This window comes from Pseudoduganella aquatica, from assembly GCF_009857595.1.
Lineage (GTDB): Bacteria > Pseudomonadota > Gammaproteobacteria > Burkholderiales > Burkholderiaceae_D > Rugamonas > Rugamonas aquatica_A.
In genome coordinates, this window is the sequence record NZ_WWCU01000060.1 from 1 (window position 1) to 21,003 (window position 21,003).

The following is a 21,003-nucleotide window of genomic DNA, read 5'->3' on the forward strand; positions in this document are numbered from 1 at the left end:
GGCGCAGGCCGTGCGCGGCGCGGCCGGCGCGCTGCTGGCGGCCGGCCTGGGGCGGGGCGAGCGCGTCGCCGTGTACATGGAAAAGAATGTGGAGAATGTGGCCGCCATGTATGGCGCGGCGGCCGCCGGCGGCGTGTTCGTGCCGGTCAATCCGCTGCTGAAACCGGAGCAGGTGGCCTATATCATGGCCGACTGCAATGTGCGCGTGCTGGTCACCTCGGCCGACCGCCTGCGCCTGCTGGCGGCCAGCCTGGCGCAGTGCCCGGACCTGCGCGTGGTGTTCGCGGTCAACCCCGGCGAGCAGGCGCTGCCCGACGTGCCGGGCGTGGCGGTGCTGGCCTGGGACGGCGCCGCGGCGCCGCATGCGGCCCCGTCCGGCGCCATCGACACCGACGTGGCCGCCATCCTGTACACCTCGGGCAGCACCGGCAAGCCCAAAGGTGTTGTTTTATCGCACCGCAACATGGTGGCCGGCGCCGTCAGCGTCTCCACTTATCTGGAAAACACGGCGGCCGACCGCCTGCTGGCCGTGCTGCCGCTGTCCTTCGACTACGGCCTGAGCCAGCTGTCGACTGCCTTCCGCGTGGGCGCCACCGCCGTGCTGATCAACCACCTGCTGCCGCGCGACATCCTGAAAGCCGTGCTGGCCGAGCGCATCACCGGCCTGGCCGCCGTGCCGCCGCTGTGGCTGCAGATCGCCGGCCTGGACTGGCCGGCCGACTGCACCCTGCGCTATCTGACCAATTCCGGCGGCGCCATGCAGCGCCCCACGCTGGACGCGCTGCGCAAGGCGCTGCCGAACGCGCGCCCCTTCCTGATGTACGGCCTGACCGAGGCTTTCCGCTCCACCTATCTGCCGCCCGATCAGCTCGAGCGCCGTCCCGATTCCATGGGCAAGGCCATTCCCAACGCGGAAGTGATGGTGCTGCGCCCGGACGGCACGGAATGCGACGCGCACGAGCCGGGCGAGCTGGTGCACCGCGGCGCACTGGTCTCGCTGGGCTACTGGAACGACCCGGCCAAGACGGCAGAGCGCTTCAAGCCTTACCGCGCCGAGTCCGGCATCGTGCTGGCCGAGATGGCCGTGTGGTCGGGCGACACCGTGCGCCGGGACGAGGAGGGCTATCTCTACTTTATCAGCCGCAACGACGAGATGATCAAGACCTCCGGCTACCGCGTCAGCCCGAGCGAGGTCGAGGAAGTGGTCTACGCGCGCGAGCAGGTGGCCGAGGCGGCCGCGCTGGGCGTGGCGCATCCGGCGCTGGGCCAGGCCATCGTGGTGGTGGCGCTGTGCAAACCCGGCCGGGAACTGACGGCGGCCGAACTGCTGGCCGCCTGCAAGCCCCACCTGCCGGCCTATATGCTGCCGCAGAAAATCATCATGGCCGAGGCCGGCCTGCCGCGCAATCCGAACGGCAAGATAGACCGCAAGCTGCTCAGCCAGCAATACGAACACTGTTTTACGGAGAACACACTATGAGCGCAGTGCGCCCCCAGCATGCGCCCCTGGTGCAATTTCCCGTCGTCGACGACTGCCTGCAGATAGGCGGCATGCCGCTGACCCGGCTGGCCGCGCGCGTCGGCCAGACCCCGTTCTACGCCTACGACCGCGCCGCCATGACGGCCCGCGTGGCCGAGCTGCGCCGCCACCTGCCGCCGGAAATCGAGCTGCACTACGCCATGAAGGCCAATCCCATGCCGGCCGTGGTGCAGCATATGGCCGGCCTGGTGGACGGCATCGACGTGGCCTCCGGCGGCGAGCTGCGGGTGGCGCTGGACACCACCATGGCGCCGCTCAACATCAGCTTCGCCGGCCCCGGCAAGAGCGACGCCGACCTGGCCTGCGCGGTGGCGGCCGGCATCGTGCTGAACATGGAGTCGGCCGGCGAGATGGAGCGCATCGCCGCCATCGGCGAACGGCTCGGCGTGCGGCCGCAGGTGGCGGTGCGCGTCAACCCGGACTTCGAGCTGAAATCGTCCGGCATGAAGATGGGCGGCGGCCCCAAGCAGTTCGGCGTGGACGCCGAACAGGTGCCGGAACTGCTGGCGCGCCTGGGCCGGCTGGCGCTGGACTTCCACGGCTTCCACATCTTCAGCGGCTCGCAGAACCTGAAGGCCGAGGCGATCCAGGAAGCGCATGAAAAGACCTTCGCGCTGGCGCTGCGCCTGGCCGCGCACGCGCCGCGTCCGCTGCGCATGCTCAATATCGGCGGCGGCTTCGGCATTCCGTATTTCCCCGGCGAAGGCAGGCTGGACCTGGCGGCCGTGGGCGAGAACCTGAAGCGCTTGCTGCCCGACGTCAAGCGCGCGCTGCCGGAAGCCCATATCGTGATCGAGCTGGGCCGCTACCTGGTGGGCGAGGCCGGCGTCTACGTCAGCAAGGTGATCGAGCGCAAGGTCTCGCGCGGCCAGGTCTACCTGGTGACGGACGGCGGCCTGCACCACCACCTGTCGGCCTCGGGCAACTTCGGCCAGGTGATACGCAAGAATTATCCCGTCGTGATCGGCAACCGCGTGCGCGGTGGCGAACGCGAGACGGCGTCCGTGGTGGGGCCGCTGTGCACGCCGCTGGACCTGCTGGCCGACCAGATGGAGCTGGCGCAAGCCGGCCCGGGCGACCTGGCGGTGGTGTTCCAGTCGGGCGCCTACGGCCTCACGGCCAGCCCCGGCGCCTTCCTCAGCCATCCCGGCGCGGTGGAAGTCTTAGTCGGCAGTGATGAACCAGCAGGAGGCGGTGTATGAGCGGTATTTGCGGTTGGATAGGGCATGGCCACGGCGCGGCGGAAAACCGCGCCCTGGTCGAGGCCATGGCGGCGCCGCTGGCGCGCTTCGACGGCAGCGCCGTGCAGGCCATGGCGGGCAACGCCAGCGCGCTGGCGCTGGCGGCGGGCGTCGATTGCGCCCACAGCCTGCAGCGCGACGGCGTGGCCATCGCGCTGTGGGGCGATGTGCGCCTGCGCGACGCGGCGCGGCGCGAGCAGGCCGCGGCCGAGGGCATGGGCGCGGCCTTGCTGTCCCTGTGGAAGCAGGGCGCCGAGGCGCTGTGCAACGGCCTGGTGGGCGCTTTCGCGCTGGCCGTGGTGGACGAGCGCGCAGGCGAGGCGCTGCTGGCCATCGACCGCATGGGCACGCATCCGCTGGCCTGGCAGCTGGCCGGCGAAACCCTGGTGTTCGGCTCCTCGGCCGACAGCCTGGTGCGCCACCCGCTCACGCCAGCCAGGCTGGACCCGCAAGGCCTGTACAACTATGTGTACTTCCACATGGTGCCGGCGCCGGGCACGGTCTACCAGGGCCAGCAGCGGCTGCTGCCGGGCACTTATCTGCGTTACCGGCAGGGCCGCGTCGAGCAGCAGACCTACTGGCGCATGCAGTTCCAGGAAGACGGCAAGCGCCCGTTCGCCGAGCTGAAGGACGAATTCCGCGAGGTGCTGCGCAGCAGCGTGCGCGACGCCTGCGGCACGCAGCCGGTGGGCGCCTTCCTGTCCGGCGGCACCGACAGCTCGACCCTGGCCGGCATCCTGTGCGAAGTGGGCGGCAAACCGGCCAAGACGTATTCGATCGGCTTCGAGGCCCAGGGCTACGACGAGATGGAATACGCGCGCATCGCCTCGCGCCATTTCGGCACCGAGCACCATGAATACTATGTGACGCCGGCCGACGTGGCCGACGCCATTCCGCACATGGCGCAGGCCTTCGACCAGCCCTTCGGCAACGCCTCGGCGGTGCCGGCCTACTACTGCGCCAGGATGGCGCGCGCCGACGGCGTGGCGCGCATGTTCGGCGGCGACGGCGGCGACGAACTGTTCGGCGGCAACGAGCGCTATTCCAAGCAGCAGGTGTTTGCGCTGTACGAGCGCGTGCCCGAGCTGCTGCGCAAGGCGCTGCTCGAGCCGGCCGTGTTCAACTTCCCCGGCGGCGGCCGGGTCCAGCTGCTGCGCAAGGCGCGCAGCTATATCGAGCAGGCCTCGGTGCCCATGCCGGCGCGGCTGGAAACCTACAACCTGCTGGGCCGCTACGGCCCCGCCCAGGTCTTCACCGACGATTTCCTGGCCGGCGCCGACACCGGCCAGCCGCTGGCCGGCCTGAGCGCCACCTACGGCCTGAGCGACGCGCCCAGCCTGATCAACCGCATGCTGGCGCTGGACCTGAAAGTGACGCTGGCCGACAACGACTTGCCGAAAGTGATGCGGGCCTGCGAACTGGCCGGCATGGAAGTGGCGTTTCCCTTCCTGAGCGAGCAGATGGTGGCCTTCTCGGCCGGCCTGACGCCGCAGCAGAAGCTGAACGGCACCCAGCTGCGCTACTTCTTCAAGGAGGCGCTGCGCGACTTCCTGCCCAACGAGATCATCACCAAGCAGAAGCACGGCTTCGGCCTGCCCTTCGGCGTGTGGCTGCAGCAGACGCCGCAGCTGCAGGCGCTGGCGGCCGACAGCTTGAGCGACCTGAAGCGGCGCGGCATCGTGCGCGCCGACTTCATCGACCTGCTGCTGGGCCAGCACCTGGCCGAGCACGCCAGCTACCACGGCACCATGGTGTGGGTGCTGATGATGCTGGAGCAGTGGTTCCGCCAGCGCGCGCATTGACCTGCACAGGAGAGACGGCATGAACAAGACAGTGGCGGTGGTCATTCCCTACTACCAGAAGCGGCCCGGCATCCTGGCCAAGGCGATCCGTTCGGCGCTGGCCCAGGAGGGCGGCGTGGCGCTCGACATCATCGTGATCGACGACAGCTCGCCGGTGCCGGCGCGCGGCGAGCTGGCCGGCATCGACATCCCGGCGCCGCACGCGCTGCGCATCGTCGAGCAGCCCAACGCCGGCCCGGCGGCGGCGCGCAACCGCGCGCTGGGCCTGGTGGCGCCCGGCACCGAGTACGTGGCCTTCCTCGATTCGGACGACGAGTGGATACCGGCCCACGTGGCCAACGCGGTCGCCGCGCTGGAGGCCGGCCACGACTTCTATTTCTCCGACCATTACCAGCTGAACCAGACCGTCACCGCCTTCAAGCGCGCGCGCCGCATCGAGGTGGGCGACCATCCCGCCATCGGCGCCAGCCCCTACCTGCACAGCTACCGCGGCGACATGTTCAACCAGATCCTGACCGGCAACATCGTCGGCACCTCGACCGTGGTGTACCGCCACGCGGCCGGCCCCGAGCTGCGTTTCCGCGAAGAGTTCGTGTACGCCGGCGAGGACTACCTGTTCTGGCTGGAGCTGGCGCAGCGCTCGGGCCGGGTGGCGTTTTCCGCGCTGTGCGAATGCACTTACGGCGAGGGCGTGAATATTTTCGCCGGCTCGGGCTGGGGCACGGAGAATTCGCTGATACGGCTGCACTACGAGATGAAGTTCAAGAAGGCGCTGCCACGCCTGTTCAGCCTGTCGCCCGCCCAGCTGCGCCAGAACGGCGCCGACGTGCGCGGCCTGCGCCGCAGTTTCGTGGCCGACCTGCTGCACCGGCTGTCGCACCGCAAGCGGCTGGACGGCGCGGTGCTGCGCGGGCAGTGGCGCATCGACCCGCAGTCCTTCCTGTACGCGCCGCTGCTGGCGGTGGGCGTGCTGCTGAAGCGCTAAGCGCCGGCCGCGCCGGCCTGGTCCGGCTTGCGCAGCACGGCCACATAGATCTGGTTGCGCAGCGCCGGGTCCAATCCGCTCAGCCGATCGAGCAGGCGCGCCAGCCAGCGCATGCGCGGCGAGCCGGCCACCATGCCGTAGCGGTCGCCGTAGGAGCCCTGCCAGGCGATGCTGAAACCGGCCTCCTGCCAGCATTTTTTCAGCTGCCACTGGGTCAGCGGCGTGATGTGGCCGTCGGACCGGTAATGCGCGTCGTTGAACCACTGGAAGGTGCCGTCGCGCAGCAGGCTGGCGACCGAGGCGGAGGAGTCCACATTCGGGGTCGACAGGACGACGCTGCCGCCCGGCTTGAGCAGCGCATGGCACTGGCGCGCGAAATGGCGCGGGTTTTCCAGGTGCTCGATGATTTCCGAGGCGAACACGGTGTCGAAACTGCCCTCGCGCCCCTGGGAAAAATCGTCGTTCAGGTCGCTTTGGAAGAAGTCGATCTGGCCGTGCAGGCGGAAGTTTTCCGTGACGTAGTCGGTGGCGGCCACGCGGTAGCCGGCGTCGTGCAGGCGCATGCTCATGGCCCCGCTGCCGGCCGCCAGGTCCAGCACGGCGGCGCCGGCCCGGCAATGTTGCTGCAGCACGGAAAACGTGAACTCGTGCAGGCCGGGCAGGGCGTGGATGTGCAGGCCTTTGTAGGCCAGGCTGTCGGCGCCGGTATGGCTGGCCGCCACGCGGTAGCTGTCCACAAGAATGGTATGCGCTGGCTTCATTTCGACCTCCTGAAAGGGAATGTTGCAGGATATCTCGGTGCTGGACGGCCGCCGGGCTCTGCGCGGCATTTTGTTAACGAAATGGAACCGTCTTAGTATATTATCGGGTAGTAACGGGGGCCGCTGCCGCATGCGCAGGCGGCCCGTTCAAGTCGACACAATCATAAGGAAGTCCTCGCGATGGCTGGTAAAGGAAGTAAGCGCTTGGTGGGCGTTGCAATGGCAAGCAGCGTCCTGTTGCTGGCGGTGCTGGGCGGATGCAAGAAAGAGGAGTCGGCGGCCACCCTGGTGGCGCAGGCCAAGCAGTTCCAGCAAAAAGGCGACAGCACCGCCGCCATGATACAACTGAAGAACGCGCTGGCGGCCAATCCGGAGGACGCCGAGGCGCGTTATTTGTTGGCCAAGCTGTCGCTCGAAGGCGGCGACGTGCTGGCGGCCGACAAGGAAATCCGCAAGGCCATCTCGCTCAAGTATCCGGACGCGCAGACCATGCCGGTGCTGGCGCGCGCGCTGTTGATGCAGGGCAAATTCCAGAACGCGCTGGACGACACCGAGGCCGCCGCCAAGGCCGGCGGCGCCGAGCTGCTGTGCGCGCGCGCCGACGCCCTGCTGGCGCTGAACAAGCGCGACGAGGCCAAGGCCTTGTTCACCTCCGTGCTGCAAGCCCAGCCCCAGCATGCCGCCGCGCTGGTGGGCCTGGGCCGCGTGGCCTTCCTGGAGCGCAATGCCGCTGCCGCCATGAGCTATGCCGACCAGGCCGTGGCGGCCGGCCCCAAGGACGCCGACGCGCTGATGTTCAAGGCCGACCTGCTGCGCGCCCAGGGCAAGCCGGAGCAGGCGCTGGAAGCCTATGCCCAGGTGCTGGTGGCCAATCCGGCGCACCGTTCGGCCCATATCGAGAAAGCCTATCTGGAAATCGCCTCGGGCAAGTATGAGCTGGCCCAGGCCGATCTGGTGGCGGCCAAGAAGATCACGCCGGGCAGCATGATGGTGACTTACACCCAGGCCTTGCTGGACTTCACCCAGGGCAAGAACGCCGCCGCGCTGGAGTCGCTGCAGAAAGTGCTGCGCGCCGCGCCCGAGCACATGCCCAGCATCCTGCTGGCCGGCGCGGTCAACCTGAACCTGGGCTCGACCCAGCAGGCCGGACAGCATTTGCGCAAATACCTGGAGAAAAACCCGGACAATCTGTACGCCCGCAAGATGCTGGCCACCAGCCTGCTGCGCGGCGGCCAGACGCCGGACGCGCTGGCGGTGCTGGCGCCCGCGCTCAAGGGCGGCGAACCGGCCGACGTGCAGCTGCTGGCGCTGGCCGGCGAGTCCTACATGCAGGCGCGCGACTTCAACAAGGCCACCGAATACTTCGAGAAGGCCACCGCGCTGGAGCCGAAAGCGGCCTCGCTGCGCACCTCGCTCGGCCTGAGCAAGCTGGGCAAGGGCGACAAGGCGCAGGGCCTGAGCGACCTGGAGGCGGCCACCGCGCTCGACAGCAAGTCGCTGCAGTCCGGCATCGCGCTGATCCGCGCCGAAATCGGCCAGCGCAACTTCGACAAGGCGCTGGCGGCGGCGGCGCAGCTGGCCAAGAGCCAGCCGACCAATCCGGAGCTGTCGCAACTGGCCGGCGTGGCCGCGCTCGGCAAGGGCGACGCCGCGGCCGCGCGCGCCAGCTTCGAACGCGCGCTGTCGCAGCAGGCCACCTATTTCCCCGCCGTCTCCAGCCTGGTGCAGCTGGACGTGTACGAGAAAAAAACGGACGCCGCGCGCGCGCGCCTGCTGGCCTTCCTGGAGAAGGACAAAAAGAGCGTGGACGCGATGACCGCGCTGGCCGGCCTGGCGGTGGTGCGAGAGCAGCCCGACGAGGCGCTGACCTGGCTGGAAAAAGCGCACGCCGAGCAGCCCGACGCGGTGCTGCCGGCCATGCGCTTGGGCATACAATATTTGCGCAGCAGCAAGGCCCCGCAAGCGCTGGCACTGGCCCGCAAGATGCTGGTGGCGTTGCCATCCAACACCGATCTGCTGGAACTGCAGGCGCAAAGCCAGCTGGCCGCCAAGGACCCCGGCGGCGCGCTGGAGTCGTACAGCAAGATCGCCGGCCTGCTGCCCAAGTCCGGCCTGGCGCAACTGCACCTGGCGGAAGTGCATCTGCAGCTGAAAAACGAGGCCGCCGCCGCCGAGGATCTGAAAAAAGCCTTGCAGTTGCAACCGGACTTGGCCCAGGCGCAACTGCTGCAGGCCGAGTTGTCTGTACGCCAGGGCAAGCCGGACGCCGCGCTGGCGCAAGCGCGCCAGTTGCAGAAGCAGCATGACAAGATGCCGGCCGGCTATTTGCTGGAAGGCGACATCCTGAGCCTGCAGGGCAAGCCGGCGCAGGCCGTGCCGGCATACGAGAAGGCGCTGGCGCTGTCCAAGGCGCCCGGCGCGCTGCTCAAGCTGGTGGACGCGATGCGGCGCGGCGGCAAGGCAAAAGAAGCCGAGCAGCGCGTGGCGCAGTGGCGCAAGGAGAACCCGGCCGAACCGATGGTGGCCATGTACCAGGCCGAGTCCAGCCTGGCGGCCAAGCAATACCCCATTGCAATTGAGCAATTCGAGGCTATTCTAAAAGCCAACCCGAAAAACGCGGTGGCCCACAACAATCTGGCGCAAGCGTATTTGCAGCTGAAGGACAAGCGCGCACTGGCATCGGCGGAGCAGGCCGCCAAGCTGGTGCCCAACCATCCGGCCATTATGGATACGCTGGGCTGGGTGCTGGTGGAGCAGGGCGATGTGGCGCGCGGCTTGCCGCTGCTGCAAAAGGCGGCCGCGGCGGCCGAAGGCAACGGCGAGATCCGCTACCATTATGCCGCCGCGCTGAGCAAGTCGGGCGACAAGGCCGGCGCGCGCAAGGAACTGGAACAGTTGTTGGCAAAGGGAAATTCTTTCCCGCAGCAGGACGACGCCCGCGCGCTGCTGAAACAGCTCTGATCCGGCTACGCTCCGGCCGCCAAGCCGCATGGACAGCGGCTTGCGGAGCCGCGCACGGTTGAATTCGCCTGTGCGTGCTGACCGGAAATAGGTTATCTTTGCGCCTGTGTGCTGGCTTGCATGACGTGAGCCAGTGCCGGCGCCCGACTGATGTACAGACAAGGAACGCGACATGCTGTTCGATCTGTTCGAGCGTTTTTTCGGCAAACGCGACATTCTGATCCCATATTTCGACTTCGCCAGTGTGATGAAGGGCATGATGGATTCGGCCGTGCTGGCCGAGATTTATCGCCTGCGCTACGAGGTGTACTGCCTGGAGTGCCATTACCTGGACGCGGCCGAGTTTGACGAAGGCAAGGAGACCGACGAGTACGACGACTGCTCCATCCACTTCGCCGCCTACGCCACGCGGGACCAGGCCATGGTGGGCACGGTGCGCCTGGTGCAGCCCAAGGATGGGCAGGTCTATCCCTTCGAGTCGCACTGCACGGTGTTCGAGGACTTCACCATGCCGGCGCGCGCGCAGGCCGGCGAGGTGTCGCGGCTGGTGGTGAAGAAGACGCACCGCCGCCGGCGCGGCGATTCGATGGAAGGCGTGTCGAAGGATTTTATGGAGCAAAAGGGCGGCCCGGCCATGATCAAGCCGCCCAGCGGCAAGGAGCAGCGCACCAACAGCCCGTTGCTGCTGCTGGGGCTGTACCGCGAGATGTACCGCTACAGCCGCAAGAACGGCATCCGTTACTGGTATGCCGCCATGGAGCGCTCGCTGGCGCGCTCCCTGGAAAAGATGGGGTTCCGCTTCGTCCCCATCGGGCCGCAGGTGGACTACTATGGACCGGTCACGCCCCATATGGTCGACCTGTACGAATTGAACGACCGATTAAAGCAAGAAAACCGTTTCCTGGCTGCATGGTTCAACGATGAACCCATCCCGTTCTGGGTCGTGGTGAAAACCATGGTCGGCACGTTCATGATAGGGCGCAGCAGGAAGAAATAAACCTCGTAGGAGAATTGGCTGTATGGCGCACGTATTTGACAATCCCGGTTACCGCAGCGTGCTCACCTGCCAGGAATACCAGGCCCATTTCGAAACCGTGGACCGCGCCAACCGCAATATTTTCCGCTCCTTCCGCGGCGACCAGCATGGCAAGGTGCCGCACGATATTTTCAAGCTGCGTTACGACGTGTACTGCATCGAATGCGCCTTCCTGCCGCACACCGAGCAGGCTGGCGGCATGGAGGTCGACGAGTACGAGACCAATGCCGTGCATATCGCCGCCTATTCGATGGACGAGACGCTGATCGGGACCGTTCGCCTGGTGCAGCCGCAGGCCGAGCAGCCCTATCCGTTCGAGCGCCACTGCGCCGTGTTCGAGCATGTCGAGCTGCCGCCGCGGGCGCTGTCCTGCGAAATTTCGCGCCTGGTGGTGCGCAAGGAGCATCGCCGCCGCCGCGCCGACAGCCTGGCCGGCGTTCCCGGCCTGCCGGCCCAGGTGCCCGAGGCCGAGCGCCGGCATGGCGAGCGCCGCCGCGAGTCGCCCATGCTGCTGTTCGGCATGTACCGCGAGATGTACCGCCACAGCCGCCAGGCCGGCATCCGGTATTGGTTTGCCGCCATGGAGCGTGCGCTGGCACAGTCGCTGACGCGGATGGGCTTCGGCTTCCAGGCGATCGGGCCGCAGGCGGACTACTACGGTGCGGTGATGCCTTATGTGCTGGACCTGCACGCCATGGAGGCCAAGCTGGCGGCCGAGAATCCGGCGCTGTCGGCCTGGATGCAGGAGCGGCCGCACGCGCTGTTGCCGCGCCTGTCCTGGCAGCAGAATCCGGCGCGCGGCCTGACGCGCGCGCTCACGCGCGCCAGGTCCTGAACTAGTCGGCGCTGATCTTGATCTTTTTGCTGGTGTGGTTGCGGAAGCTGTGCACCACCATGTAAGGCGCGGTCGGCACCTCCAGGCCGGCCAGTACGTCGTGCATCATGGACAAGCCCATCGAGCCGACCGTGAAGCTGCCGACCGAAATCTGCGAGGCAGGGCAGGGCCGGCCGTCTTCCATGATGGTCAGCGCGCGCGCGACCTGCTCCACCACCTGCGCATCGAGGTGCACGCCGATGCGCCCCATGATCTTGCCGAACACGTTGGAATAGCTGACGTCGCCCTCCGCCGTGGCGCTCGCCACGTCCTTTTGGATGATGTCGGCCAGCGACTCCGGCGCGTCCGGCGGGAAGTACAGCACCCCGCCTCCCGGGCCGATGGATAGCGCGGTGAAGATGTGCTTGCCCATCGCCTTGGCGGTGGCGTGCAGGTGCAGGATCGCTTCCAGGTCGAGGAAGTCGATGGTGTCGAAGATGAAGTCTGCTTTGGCCACCAAGTCGGCCACATTGTCCTTGTCCAGATTGGCCTGGATGGTTTCCACCTGGGCGGTCGGGTTGATGCGCAGAATCTGCTTCTTCAGCGCTTCCACCTTGGGACGCCCGATGTCCTCGAAATCGAAGAACTGGCGGTTCAGGTTGTGCATGTCCACGGTGTCGCCATCCACCAGCACGAAGTGCTGGAAGCCCATGCGCGTGGCCGCCACCGGCAGCGCGCTGCCCAGGCCTGCCCCGACCACCACCACCCGCGTGTTGCGGATCTTGGCCTGGGTGGCCTTGTTGATATAGCCATCATTGCGCATGACGAAGCGGTCATAGTCGAATTCTGTAGTCATAGCAAAACCTTAGCAAGTGTGGAGGAGAAGGTGGCCCCCGCAGGCGGCCGGTGCGGCTGAATTAATTCCAGATTGGCAAGACTATAGTAGCGCAAACTGCCGCCGCTGCACAGGAGGCCGCTTGTCGGAATATTTTACAACCGGGACCGCTTTGCTGCGGGAAATCGACCGTTCGCGCCCACGGAGGAGCCCAAAACAGCGCCGGAATGTGCCAGCCCCGCCTTTGCGCCGCACGTACTAACCACACGGCAACAATTGTCACACAAGCTGTCGAGATTCTTTACAGCTTAGGTAAAAATGGCCAAAGTTTATGGCGGTCAGCAAAGCCCGCATGTCCAGCCGTTGCAGGAGGAACGGGGTAATCCGCCCCATTTTCCCGCGCCTGGCACACCGCTTGCTTAATAGGGATGTGACGCTAACACTGACAGCGCCCTCAACATACTGGAGATCGAACATGAAACTCAAAAAATTGCTGGCAGCAACCTCCCTGGGTCTGGCAGCGTTCAGCGCATCCGCCACGCCGCTGGATGCCCTGGTCGGCAACCTGAACATCAAACTGGTTGGTCTGACCACCGAAACCAACACGCAAGCCGGCACCAATGAAAGCACCTGGGGCCTGGGTGCGATTACCCAGATCCAGGGCACGGGCGGCGCGAGCTGGTCGGCCGGCCTGTCGGACGGCAGCTACCTGTACTATATGATCTACGGTATCGCCGACCAAAACATCGTGCAGAACGGTTCGAACTTCGACATCTACAATATCGGCGCCAGCGGCGGCGTGGCCGACAACAAGATCCATCTGGACATCTACCGCACCAACACCCCGATCGCCGCGCTGGATTCGAACTTCGACGCCGCCCCCTCCGGCCGCACCGGCTACGCCATGCACTCGCTGCTGAGCAGCCTGGGCCCGGCTTACCTGACCGTGACCTTCGGCACCGGCAAGCAGCTGGTAAACGTGGCCAACTCGTGCACCGGCTTGGAGCCGTATGTATGCGACGCCAGCGCCGACGAAACCCAGGCCACGCTGGTCCAGCAAGTGACCAACACCAACCTGCCAGCTGACGGTAAAGGCTCCTTCTTCGCCGATGTGACTGGCGGCACCAGCGCCACGCAGTGGAACACCAACGGCCTGTTCGGCCACGATTTCGACGGCAAGTTCACGCTGAGCACCAACGGCGCCTCGCAGGGCTCCGGCACTTGCACCGACGTAGAGGTCACCACCGGCGTGTGCTTCACCGGCCTGATCAACGATCCGATCCGCGCAAACAAGATTCCAGAACCTGGCACCTTGGCCATCTTCGGCCTGGGCCTGGCCGGCCTGGCTGGTCTGCGCCGCCGCCGTCAGGCTTGATACAGCAGTTCAGCGATCAGCCGCCTGGCGCCAGCCAGGCGGTTTTTTTTCGTCTCAAGGTTTGCGCAGCGCACCGCTTGCGGCGGAGCCGGCCGGATAGGGATGGACGGCGTGCTTGTACAGGCGCGCCAGGCGCTTCACGTATTCCTGCGTTTCCGCATACGGCGGCACGCCCTTGTACTGGTCGACCGCCTTCTCGCCGGCGTTGTAGGCCGCCGCCACCAGCTGCACGTCGCCGCGGAAGTAGGCCAGCAGCCAGCGCAGATAGGCCAGGCCGCCGCGGATGTTCTGTTCCGGATCGAAGGCGTCCTTGACGCGGAAGCGCTCGGCCGTTTCCGGTATCAGCTGCATCAGCCCTTGCGCGTTCTTGGGCGACACGGCGCGCGCATTGAAACCGGACTCGATGGCGATAATGGCCATCGCCAGCCGGGGATCGACGTCGAACTGCGGCGCCAGCGCCTCCACCAGCGCGCCGATCTGTTTGCTGGCGGCCTGGGTGTAGAGCACGCGCGGTTCGGGCGGCATGGCGACCAGGGGCGTGTCCGGCAGCATGCAGGCGGGCAGCGGCGTGCCGGGCGCGGTATTGGTCATGTGCAGCATGGCCTGCGCCTGCGGGTGGCCCTGCGCGGCGGCCAGCGCGAACAGCTGGGACGCCGCGCCGTCGTCGCGCGGCGCGCCGCGTGCGTTGGCCAGCATCCAGCCCAGCGCGTACTGCGCTTGCGCGTCGCCCAGGCGGGCGGCGCGGCAATACAGGGCCAGCGCCTGCGGCAGGTCGCGCGGCACGCCTTCGCCATGCTCGAGGCGCGCGGCGGCGGCCAGCAGTTCGGCGGCCGGCTCGGCCGCCAGCGCCGCTAGCTGGGCCGACAGCAGCGCCGCCAGCGCGCTTGCGCGCGCGGCCCTGATATGCCGGAAAATGGATCGCTGCATGCTGCACCTTTGTGCTGCCCGACGATGCTTAATTGTAGAGCAGTCAGGGCTGTTCGGCCTGATCTTTGTCTTTGGGCGAGAGGAAAGCTTTGTGGAACAGGTGGCGCGCCAGCAGCAGCGGCGGCATGCGCAGCCAGTTGGCGCGGATGTAGAGCGCAAAGCGGGCGGCCGGCGTGTAGGCGTCGCCGCAGCTGGCGTGGACCGGCAGCAGGGCGCGGCGGTACAGCGCGTCCATCAGCCGCAGCAGCGGCGCGCCTGGACGGCCTTCTGCGGCGGCGGCGTGGGCCTCCGGCGGCAGCGGCGTGTGCAGCAGCAGCGCCGTGTAGCGCAGCGCGTAGAACAGCGGACGCTGCAGCTGCAAACGCGCCGCGTGCGCGCGCAGCGCGTCCCAGAAGCCGGGCTGGCCGCCGTAGTGGCGCAGCAGGCCGTCCAGGTCCACCAGGTCGCGCAGGCCGTGCTCCAGTTCGCCGTCGAAGAATAAATGCGTGGCGCTGTGCAGCACCAGGTCGGGCGGCGCCAGCACATGCAGGCCGGGCTGGCCGGGAATGGCGCGCGCGGACGCGCGCAGCTGGGCCGGGTCGGGGTGGACCGGCGCCGTCAGCGGCAGGATGGCGTGGTGCACATCGATGGCGGTGCGGCGCTTGACGTGCTCCATCGGCGGCAGCTCGTGCATCCACTCGCGGTAGTAGCGCTGGTCGTAGGCGTCCAGGTGGGTGCTGGCCCAGCCGTGCAGCATCAGCGCCGCCTCGGCGTCGTCCAGTTTTTCCCTGGGCACCAGGATGTCGATGTCCGAGAACAGCCGGCCGCTGGCCGGCGGCAGCCCGGCCAGCGCATAGGCCGCGCCCTTGAGCAGTATCAGCGGCGCGTCCAGGCCGGCCAGCGCCTGCTGGATCTGCGCCACTTCCCAGCGCACCGCCTGGCTGTGCCGCTCGGCCACCGTGCGCGACCAGTCGAGATGGCGCCGGGCCGGCGCCGGTATGCGCTCGAGTTCGCCGCGTTCGCGCAGCAGGTAGTACAGGCGCGGCTGCAGATTGGCGCTGGCGCACTGGCGCAGCAGCACATTCCACTCGGCCTCGCTGAAGCCGGCCAGCAGCGCCGGCTGGCGGAAGGCCAGCACGGCCAGCGGCACGCCGGGCGGCGCCGAGGCGGTGGCGGGGGCGGACAGGGCGGCGCCGCTCATGGCTGCTGCGCCAGGCGCTCGAACAGCGCGACCGCCTCGTCCAGCTGGCTGTACACGAAGCTGTGGCAGTGCGCGGCGTCCACCAGGCCGGCCAGGGCGTCGAAGCCGCGCTCGGCCAGCAGGCTGTAGTTGAAGGAGTTTTCCGCCACGCGCAGCACGGTGCCGGCTTTCGGCAGCGGCGCCAGCTCGGTGGCGGCGCCGGCCTGGTAGCGCGGGAACACGATCCAGCCCGGCGCGGCGGTCTCGGCGCTGCGCGCCACGCTGGCGGGCGGCGCCTGCAGATGCGCCACCGTGCCTTTGACGGTGTCGGCCACGGGCGGGCTGAACACGGCGCCATCCGCCGCCAGGTAGCGCTGCATCAGCGGGATGGAGGCGTTCTTCAGGCTGATGGGGCGCGGCAGCGGCTGCAGCCGGCCGTCGGCCAGCTGTATCAGCGCCAGTTCGTCCGACAGCAAACGCCAGCCGCGGTGCGCCAGCGCCGCGCACAGGGTGCTCTTGCCCGAGCCGGGCGGGGCCGGCAGGATCAGCGCGCGGCCGTGGCGTTCCAGCACCGCCGCGTGGACGATCAGGCAGTCGTGCGCGCGGCTCGACACGCACCAGTTCAAGCCCCATTCGAACATGGGGAAGGCTTGCGCCAGCGGCAGCGGCTTGAACATGCTGGCGCCGTTGTGCATCAGCATCACTTGCGGCCGCCACCAGCGCCGCAGGCCGGCCGGCTGCACCACGCGCAGGTGGAAGTCGGCAAAGGCGTCCGCGCCGCGCAGCGCGTAGCCGCCGTACAGCAGGGCCAGTCCTTGCGCCACGCTGGGCACGCTGCTTTCGAGGTGGGTGGTGTAGGCGCCGGTCTGCAGCACGATGCCGCCGCGCGCCAGGCGCCGCGCCAGCTCGGCCGGCGCCAGCGAGGACACCGTGGGTTCCGGCGCGGTCAGCATGCGGAGGCGGCCGGCGTGTCGACCAGGGCCATGGCGCGCAACTGGCCGAGCAGCTCCTCCAGTTCGGCCAGCTGGTCCGGCTCGGCGGGGACGCCGTCGGCTATCTGCAAGGCTGCAGCCAGCCCGGCCGTGGTGGCCGGGCCGCGCTGCAGTACGCTCAGAATTTCAATGGAGGCGGCGTCGAGCAGATGGGTATCGCCCGACAGGTTGTTGTACAGCACAAAGTCCTCGCCGTTCCAGCTGCGGCTGCGCAGCCGCTGGCCCGGCCTCAGGCGCCACATGGCAAAACGGCTTCTGTCAGCATGCGGCCGCTGTCAGTCCATGGTGCCGCGCAAATAGGCGGTAATTTCCGGACCATACCATTTTTTGCCGGCCATGGGGGTGTAATAGCCGCGGCCGGAACCGCCGGTGCGCCAATACTCGTTCCAGATGGCCTGCACGCGGTCCGGCTTGAGGAAGGAGGTGTAGCCCTTGAGCGCGTTCTGGTAGGCCGCGATGCAATGCATGGCGACGTTGTCCTGGTCGTAGCTCTGATGGTCCAGCAGGAACTGCATTTCCTTGCCGTAGAAACTGCTGGTGGATGAGCAGTTGAACTTCCTGTGGAACTTGGTGGTGCTGATGCAGCTGCTGTGCCAGCTGCTCTGATGCATCTTCCAGTAGCCGGGCGATAGGCCCTGGCACACCACCACGTGCGGGTTATGGCTGTTCAGGTTGCCGGATGCGAAGCCGGACGGCGAATGGCAGATGCTGCACGCCATGCCGGGCTGGCTCTTGACGGTCAGGATGGCGCCGACGGCCGCCGCGCCCTTGGTGGCGAAGCGGCGGCGCGCGGCGCCGGCGAAGGCCGGCTTGGCGGCGCCATCGACGGCCGTGCTGGGAGCTGCGGGGGGCAGCTGCGGGGTGCCGTTGTCCCCGTCGTGCTGGTCTTGGTTGGCCACGTCTGTATCCTCGGTTAGCGCTCGGCCGGTGGCCGTAATCTTTAGTGATGAATGGAAACGAAGCAATATTCGTTCCCATCCGTGCAGGGCGCAGGAGCCTTGATAAAAATCAAGGACTTAGCGGAACTTTCTGCGCATCTTTTGCTCACTAGATTAGTCTAGCGCAAAAACTGTAAGAATTCTCGACATTGTTTAGAAGTAGCTCTCCGGCACCACCAGCACATCGCCCGGGCGCATCGGCAGGTTGGCCGAGATGTCGCCGTCCTTGATCAGGTCGTTCAGGCGCACGGTCAGCTTCTGCTGCTTGCCGTCCACGGTGCGCAGCAGGATGGCGCGGTTGCCGGCGGCGAAGTCGGTGACGCCGCCGACGGCGATCATCACGTCCAGCAGCGACATGTCGCGGCGGTAGGGCAGCGCCTGCGGCCGCGCGGCCTGGCCGATCACCTTGATCTGCTCGCTGTACACGCCGACAAAGCCGGTCACGATGACCGTCACCACCGGCTGCTGGATGAATTTGGACAGCGCTTTTTCAATGTCGCGCGCCAGTTCGGTCGAGGTCTTGCCGCTGGCCTGCAGGTCTTCCACCAGCGGGGTGGTGATCTTGCCGTCCGGCCGCACCGGCACGCCCTGGGACACTTCCGGATTACGCCACACCACGATGCTCAGGTTGTCGCCCGGGCCGATCAGGTAGTCGGTGGCCGGCGCCGCCTCTTGCGGCAGCACCTGCTTGGTGGCGCAGCCGCCCAGGGTCAGCGCGGTCAGCGCCAGCGCGCCGCAGGCCAGCCATTTCATCAGGGGAGTATTCACGTGCATGTCCTCTTGTTAGGGTGAAATTCTTCTAGGCAATATGCATGGCATTTTATGTAGCATTTTTGCATGCCCAATTGTATACCAGCCCCTGCAGGCGGGAGCCGGGGCCGGGGGAATATTTTTATTCTGGCACTTTTCTTTGCAACAATTCCTGCACGTAGCGCCCCGGAATCGCGTAGGTGATGCCGCTGGGGGCGGTGATCGCGGTTTCCTTCAGGCCCTTGACAAACACCATATTGATGATGGCGTAGACGACGCCGTCGGCCGGGTCGTACACCGGGCTGCCGCTGTTGCCCGGATAGGCGGTGCCGTCGAGCTGGAAGATGTTGAAGGGCGGGCGCTGCAGCGCCGCCACCGCGCGCGCGTCCAACTGGCGCGCGCTGGCCGAGGGCAGGATGATGGGCGTGACGGCGGCCAGCGTGGCGCGGTGGGTGGCGTGGTGCAGGCCCAGCACCATGCCCAGCGGGAAGCCGGTGAAGGCCAGGTCGCGCCCCTCGCGCAGCGTGCCCGAGTCGCCCAGGCGCAGCGCCGGCAGCGGCGCGCCGCTCAGGCGCAGGTGGGCCAGGTCGTGTTCCTTGTCGATGGCCGCCACGGTGGCCGGGCGGAAGGTGAAGGCCGTGCCTTCGCCGGCCACCAGCACGCCCAGGGTTTGCTCGCTGTCGGCGAAGTCGGGCACCACGTGGGCGTTGGTGATCACGCTCAGGCCGTCGCCCAGCACCACCCCGGTGCCGTTGAAGACGGTGGAGGGGCTGCGCAGGCGCTGGTAGCTGCCGATGCCCACCACCGAGGGCTTGACGGCCGCAATCACGGCGGGCAGGTCGGCGGCGGCGGCACCGCCGCAGAGCATGCTGAAAAGCAATATTAGTGACAGGCGGAAATGCATAGCGGTGCTTGTAGTCTCGGCGCAACAACGATAGCAGATTTTTGCGGGAATTAGCTGTCTTTCGCACAACAAATATCAACGCGCATGTGTCACAATTATGCTTGCATCTTTGGAAATAATTATTTCACAGAGTTAAATACGCGACACGGGCTGTCCACGGCTGCATCAGAGGGGCGGAGCTGCCGCCATTTAGTAGTAACATGGCTTGCAAACTCATGTATCATAGTTGCGATTGATGCATTTTAAGCAAGTTCAAAGCGCGCACCAATTCATAGGCGAGATAGACGATATGGCGGAATTACAGGCACTGCTCTTAACCTTTCTAAAAGCCATCGGCAAGTACCGCTGGTACGCCGTGGCCATTTCCTGGGTGGTAGCGGTGGTCGGCTGGGCAGTGGTGTACAAGCTGCCGGACGATTACCAGGCGTCGGCGCGCGTGTATGTCGACACCCAGAGCATACTGCGGCCCTTGCTGTCGGGCATGACCACCGTGCCCAACGTCGAGCAGCAGGTGCAGTTCATGCGCCGCACGCTGATCAGCCGGCCCAACGTCGAGACCGTCATGCGCATGGTCGACCTGGACATCAAGACCAAGTCGGTGCAAGAGCACGAGAAGCTGGTCGACGAGCTGACCGCGCAGATCAAGGTCACCGGCACCGAGCGCGACGACATCTACACCATCTCCTACAACAACCCGAATCCCAAGCTGGGCAAGCAGATCGTGCAGTCGCTGCTGACCATCTTCGTCGAGGGCAGCTTCGGCGGCAAGAAGCAGGAGTCGGACAAGGCGGTGCAGTTCATCGAGGAGCAGATCAAGAGCTACGAGGAAAAGCTGGCCGCCGGCGAAAACGCGCTGAAGGACTTCAAGATCCAGAACATGGGCTTGCTGCCGCGCCAGGGCGCCGACTACAGCACCACGCTGGCCGACATGGCCGACAAGCTGAGCCAGGCGCGCCTGGAGCTGGCCGAGGCCGAGCAGGCCCGCAACGCCATCAAGCGCCAGATGGGCGGCGAGGAGCCGGCCCCGCTGACCCAGGCCGCGCCGCAGCAGGATGACAGCATCAACCCCGAGCTGGACGGCCGCATCCAGGCGGTCGAGAAGAACCTGGACGCGCTGCGCCTGCAGTTCACCGAGGAGCATCCGGACATCGTGTCCAACAAGCGCCTGCTGGGGCAGCTGCAGCAGCGCAAGAAGGAGGAGGCCAAGAAGCGCGTGCGCAGCGCCGACCCCGGCATCAACTACAGCCCCATGATGCAGCAGATGAACGTGGCGCTGTCGGTGGAGGAGGCGCGCGTGGCCTCGCTCAAGGCGCGCGTGGATGAATACAATATGCGCCTGGGGCGCTTGCGCAGCCAGAGCACGGCGGCGCCGGAAGTGGAGGCCCAGCTGTCCCAGCTGAACCGCGACTACCAGGTCAACAAGGAAAACTACGGCAAGCTGGTGGAGCGCCGCGAAGCGGCCCGCCTGTCCGGCGACCTGACCTCGGCCACCGACATGCTCAGTTTCCGCGTGATCGATCCGCCCACCGCGTCCAACGCGCCTATCGGCCCGAACCGGCCGCGCCTGATGTCCGTGGTGTTCGGCGCCTCGCTGGCGCTGGGCCTGGGCGTGGCGCTGCTGATGAGCCAGATCCGCCCGACCTTTGTCAGCCAGGCTTCGCTGCGCAGCGCCACCGGTTTCCCTATCCTGGGCACCATCAGCATGAACTGGACCGACCAGCAAAAAATCCGCCGCCGGCGCCGCCTGTACGCCTTCAGCGCCGCCGTGGCCGTGCTGTTCACCGCCTACGGCGGCGTGATGGCCGCCTTGCTGATAAAACCTACCTGACCGATTCACGGGGAATCCGATGAGCATTATTGAACGCGCGGCCAGCCGCATAGAGCATCCGCAGGACGCGCCGGCCGGCGCTGACACCGAGACCACGCCGCCGGGCGCGCACGCCGCCGCCGAGGGCGCGCCGCCGGTGGCCGACGCCGGGCACG

18 protein-coding genes are annotated in these 21,003 nt (G+C 67.0%); 9 read left to right on the plus strand and 9 right to left on the minus strand.

All coding sequences use genetic code 11. From position 1 onward, the window contains the following. The 4 genes from GTP77_RS28245 to GTP77_RS28260 all read left to right on the plus strand — a co-directional run. Positions 1 to 1,480, plus strand: a 1,480-nt coding sequence (locus tag GTP77_RS28245) for an acyl-CoA ligase (AMP-forming), exosortase A system-associated (protein ID WP_161075483.1), incomplete at its 5' end; no start/stop codon positions are given. Next, positions 1,477 to 2,742, plus strand: a complete 1,266-nt coding sequence (locus GTP77_RS28250; protein WP_161075484.1) for a pyridoxal-dependent decarboxylase, exosortase A system-associated — start codon at positions 1,477 to 1,479, stop codon at positions 2,740 to 2,742. The genes GTP77_RS28245 and GTP77_RS28250, both read left to right, overlap by 4 nt. Further along, on the plus strand, positions 2,739 to 4,583 hold the full coding sequence (locus GTP77_RS28255) for an asparagine synthetase B family protein (RefSeq protein ID WP_161075485.1): 1,845 nt from the start codon (positions 2,739 to 2,741) through the stop codon (positions 4,581 to 4,583). The genes GTP77_RS28250 and GTP77_RS28255 overlap by 4 nt, the downstream gene beginning before the upstream one ends. A 19-nt stretch (positions 4,584 to 4,602) precedes the next feature. Then, positions 4,603 to 5,568, plus strand: a complete 966-nt coding sequence (locus tag GTP77_RS28260; protein WP_161075486.1) for a glycosyltransferase family 2 protein — start codon at positions 4,603 to 4,605, stop codon at positions 5,566 to 5,568. Here the strand turns inward: GTP77_RS28260 and GTP77_RS28265 are convergent. Further along, positions 5,565 to 6,329 (minus strand): class I SAM-dependent methyltransferase, encoded by a 765-nt coding sequence (locus tag GTP77_RS28265; RefSeq protein ID WP_161075487.1) that lies wholly within the window; start codon positions 6,327 to 6,329, stop codon positions 5,565 to 5,567. The genes GTP77_RS28260 and GTP77_RS28265 overlap by 4 nt on opposite strands. Before the next feature lie 219 nt (positions 6,330 to 6,548). On the opposite strand from GTP77_RS28265, the gene prsT reads away from it, so the two are divergent. The 3 genes from prsT to GTP77_RS28280 all read left to right on the plus strand — a co-directional run bounded on the left by prsT (position 6,549) and on the right by GTP77_RS28280 (position 11,161). Next, complete coding sequence (gene prsT, locus GTP77_RS28270; RefSeq protein WP_228894348.1) at positions 6,549 to 9,290, plus strand: XrtA/PEP-CTERM system TPR-repeat protein PrsT; 2,742 nt, start codon at positions 6,549 to 6,551, stop codon at positions 9,288 to 9,290. Between the two features lie 172 nt (positions 9,291 to 9,462). Then, positions 9,463 to 10,287, plus strand: a complete 825-nt coding sequence (locus GTP77_RS28275; protein WP_161075489.1) for a PEP-CTERM/exosortase system-associated acyltransferase — start codon at positions 9,463 to 9,465, stop codon at positions 10,285 to 10,287. A 22-nt stretch (positions 10,288 to 10,309) separates the two neighbouring features. Next, positions 10,310 to 11,161, plus strand: coding sequence for a PEP-CTERM/exosortase system-associated acyltransferase (locus tag GTP77_RS28280; RefSeq protein WP_161075490.1), 852 nt, complete (start codon positions 10,310 to 10,312; stop codon positions 11,159 to 11,161). Position 11,162: 1 nt separating this feature from the next. Here the strand turns inward: GTP77_RS28280 and GTP77_RS28285 are convergent, their stop codons facing one another. Continuing rightward, positions 11,163 to 11,996 (minus strand): ThiF family adenylyltransferase, encoded by an 834-nt coding sequence (locus GTP77_RS28285; RefSeq protein ID WP_161075491.1) that lies wholly within the window; start codon positions 11,994 to 11,996, stop codon positions 11,163 to 11,165. Positions 11,997 to 12,450: 454 nt separating this feature from the next. On the opposite strand from GTP77_RS28285, the gene GTP77_RS28290 reads away from it, so the two are divergent. Then, positions 12,451 to 13,350 (plus strand): PEP-CTERM sorting domain-containing protein, encoded by a 900-nt coding sequence (locus GTP77_RS28290; RefSeq protein ID WP_161075492.1) that lies wholly within the window; start codon positions 12,451 to 12,453, stop codon positions 13,348 to 13,350. Between the two features lie 54 nt (positions 13,351 to 13,404). Here the strand turns inward: GTP77_RS28290 and GTP77_RS28295 are convergent, their stop codons facing one another. From GTP77_RS28295 to GTP77_RS28325, 7 genes are all read right to left on the minus strand, one after another. Next, positions 13,405 to 14,277, minus strand: coding sequence for a lytic transglycosylase domain-containing protein (locus GTP77_RS28295; RefSeq protein ID WP_161075493.1), 873 nt, complete (start codon positions 14,275 to 14,277; stop codon positions 13,405 to 13,407). A 43-nt stretch (positions 14,278 to 14,320) separates the two neighbouring features. Further along, the gene (locus tag GTP77_RS28300; protein WP_161075494.1) at positions 14,321 to 15,457 is read right to left on the minus strand and encodes a nucleotidyltransferase domain-containing protein; all 1,137 of its coding nucleotides are present in this window, start codon (positions 15,455 to 15,457) and stop codon (positions 14,321 to 14,323) included. Next, complete coding sequence (locus GTP77_RS28305; protein WP_161075495.1) at positions 15,454 to 16,389, minus strand: HprK-related kinase A; 936 nt, start codon at positions 16,387 to 16,389, stop codon at positions 15,454 to 15,456. Before GTP77_RS28305 ends, GTP77_RS28300 begins: the two co-directional genes overlap by 4 nt. After that, the gene (locus GTP77_RS28310) at positions 16,383 to 16,670 is read right to left on the minus strand and encodes an HPr-rel-A system PqqD family peptide chaperone (RefSeq protein WP_161075496.1); all 288 of its coding nucleotides are present in this window, start codon (positions 16,668 to 16,670) and stop codon (positions 16,383 to 16,385) included. The genes GTP77_RS28305 and GTP77_RS28310 overlap by 7 nt, the downstream gene beginning before the upstream one ends. Before the next feature lie 33 nt (positions 16,671 to 16,703). Beyond that, positions 16,704 to 17,327 carry a hypothetical protein gene (locus GTP77_RS28315; protein ID WP_161075497.1) on the minus strand — a complete coding sequence of 208 codons (624 nt, stop codon included), beginning with the start codon at positions 17,325 to 17,327 and terminating at the stop codon, positions 16,704 to 16,706. 192 nt (positions 17,328 to 17,519) lie between these two features. After that, positions 17,520 to 18,119 (minus strand): XrtA/PEP-CTERM system exopolysaccharide export protein, encoded by a 600-nt coding sequence (locus GTP77_RS28320; RefSeq protein WP_371869413.1) that lies wholly within the window; start codon positions 18,117 to 18,119, stop codon positions 17,520 to 17,522. A 139-nt stretch (positions 18,120 to 18,258) separates the two neighbouring features. Continuing rightward, the gene (locus tag GTP77_RS28325) at positions 18,259 to 18,984 is read right to left on the minus strand and encodes a S1 family peptidase (protein ID WP_161075499.1); all 726 of its coding nucleotides are present in this window, start codon (positions 18,982 to 18,984) and stop codon (positions 18,259 to 18,261) included. 325 nt (positions 18,985 to 19,309) lie between these two features. On the opposite strand from GTP77_RS28325, the gene GTP77_RS28330 reads away from it, so the two are divergent. Continuing rightward, complete coding sequence (locus GTP77_RS28330; protein WP_161075500.1) at positions 19,310 to 20,848, plus strand: XrtA system polysaccharide chain length determinant; 1,539 nt, start codon at positions 19,310 to 19,312, stop codon at positions 20,846 to 20,848. Positions 20,849 to 21,003: the final 155 nt, after the last annotated feature.